Origin of the sequence: Candidatus Aegiribacteria sp. (genome assembly GCA_021108005.1) — a bacterium.
In the GTDB taxonomy this organism is placed as follows: Bacteria; Fermentibacterota; Fermentibacteria; order Fermentibacterales; family JCC-6; genus Aegiribacteria.
Genome location: JAIORS010000157.1, coordinates 1 through 2,232, shown reverse-complemented (window position 1 = coordinate 2,232; position 2,232 = coordinate 1). Strand labels below are relative to the sequence as shown.

General features: G+C 47.4%; 2 protein-coding genes. Both read left to right on the top strand.

What is annotated here, in order from left to right; genetic code table 11:
* The first annotated feature begins 144 nt into the window (after nt 1-144).
* The gene (gene istA / locus K8S15_09870; GenBank protein ID MCD4776341.1) at nt 145-1,407 is read left to right on the top strand and encodes an IS21 family transposase; all 1,263 of its coding nucleotides are present in this window, start codon (nt 145-147) and stop codon (nt 1,405-1,407) included.
* Entirely contained in the window at nt 1,385-2,179 is a 795-nt protein-coding gene (istB, locus tag K8S15_09865) for an IS21-like element helper ATPase IstB (GenBank protein ID MCD4776340.1), read from the top strand. Before istA ends, istB begins: the two co-directional genes overlap by 23 nt.
* The last annotated feature ends 53 nt before the right edge of the window (nt 2,180-2,232 follow it).

Sequence of the window (2,232 nt, the reverse complement as noted above, 5' to 3'; positions counted from 1 at the left end):
TGTCACCACCGGTTTTAGATACTACACATTCACCGGAATAGATGCTACACTTTTTTGAGAATTTATAGAAGCGGCCTCCCGGTTGCATATTCCGTTGTTCCCTAAAACTGCGGAATGGCGTAAGCCGGCAACAAGGAGGCCTGAGTGGATAATATCTCAGAAAGGGTTCGAATGGCAAGACATCTGAATGAGCAGGGTCTTTCAAAGACCAATATAGCGTCAGATCTCGGAGTTCATAGAACAACGGTTCACCGATGGTTGAATGATGCAGAGTGTGGTAAACGCAAGCGTAAGAGCAAGCTTGATCCTTACAGGGATTACATTCGTTCACGCCTTCGGGATTACAACTTACCAGGATCTGTAGTGCTACGAGAGATACAGGAGTTGGGTTACACGGGACGCATTACCATTCTCCGGGACTTTATGTTGACAGTAAAGTCGGGCTACATACAAAAGGTGGTAGACAGGTTTGAGACGGATCCGGGGCGTCAGGGACAGATAGACTGGGGCGATTGCGGTTACATCATGGTTGGTGGCATCCCCCGAAAACTGAATCTATTTCTGATAGTTCTCGGTTACTCACGTTACATGTGGGGTGAATTTACAACAACCACCAGGCGTCCTGAACTTATGCGTCTTCTTGAGAAGGGCTTCCTTGATATAGGAGGCGTTCCCCGGGAAGTAATAGTTGATAATATGAAGCAGGCGATAGACATTGCGAGGAGCCAATCTTCACCTGCTGTTGTAAACAGCGACTTCCTGGAGTTTGGCTCCTGGTACGGGTTCAAAACAGTGGCCTGTCCTCCGTACTGGCCACAGGCTAAAGGTAAGGTTGAACGAGGTATAGGCTATGTAAAGCACTCCTTCCTTGAGGGGAGAAGTTTTACGGATTTGGATGATCTGAACAGACAGCTTCGCATATGGCTTGCGGAAACAGCCAATGTACGCGTTCATGGGACCACAAAGGAACGTCCAGTTGACAGGCTTGTTATTGACCGGGCTGCCATGGGTAAAGTCCAGGCGGATTGTTATCCCAGCGTAGAGAGATATGACCGTCTTGCGGATCATGACGGCATGATATCCTTCCGTGGTGTCAGATACTCGGTTGATCCTTCAATCCTCTTGAAAAGGAAGCGTGGTGTTCCTGTAACGGTTACGGTAAGCACGGATAATGTACTCAGGATTCATCATGAAGAACAGCTCGTGGGCAGGCACATTATCGCATCTTCCGGCTCACAGGATCAGATTGATCCCCTGCATGCTGCCAGGCGCAGGGAACTTAGCCGGAAACCCCGATACAAAGCCACTGCTTCAAGGCAGCCGAAGTTTAATCAAGTTCCTGCAGTTGATGAGAGATCTCTGGATATTTACGAGGAGGTTGCTTGTGCAGACAGCGTTGTCGTATGAGACTGTAAAAAGTAATCTTGAAAAGCTGGAAATGACCACTGCATACTCTGCGCTTGATAATGTTCTTGAGGCAGGCAGAGTTGAGGAACTCTCAGCAATCGAGATAATTGACAGGTTGCTTGATATCGAGCTGAAAGCACGGCATCAGCGGAGGGTTGAGATCAACTACAGGTTCTCAGGGCTTCCCTACAGAAGAAGCCTTGAGGAATTCGACTTCTCATCACAACCATCCGTTGATGAACAGCTTGTAGGCAGGCTGGCCACTCTTAACTTCATCTCTGAAGGTACAAATGTTCTTCTCCTGGGTCCTCCCGGAGTAGGTAAGACCCATCTTGCTGTCGGGCTTGCAGTCAAAGCCATAGAAGCCAGTAACAGAGTCTACTTCGTGACCATGAGTAATCTTTGCAGGAAGTACAGGAGTTACAGCTTAAGAGGTCATAAGGACAGGCTCCTGACCGTATTTGCAAGACCCGAAATTCTCATCATAGATGAGGTTGGATACACAAAGCTGGATCAGGATGAAAGCGTGTTCTTCTTCGACCTTGTCGCCATGAGATACCAGAAGCGCAAATCGATCATCATGACTTCGAATAAATCATGGGGATCATGGGGAGACATTCTTCCTGATCGTGTGATGGCGTCAGCAATTCTTGATAGATTGCTCCACTATTCAGTAACGATCAATATTCAGGGACAAAGTTACAGGTTAAAGGAACACAGAACTATAGGGCAGATAATTGAGCAGGCAAACAGAAAGGAGGATAAACACTGAAAAGTGTTGCATCAAAACCGGTGAATCTGTTGCATTCTAAACCGGTGTTGACA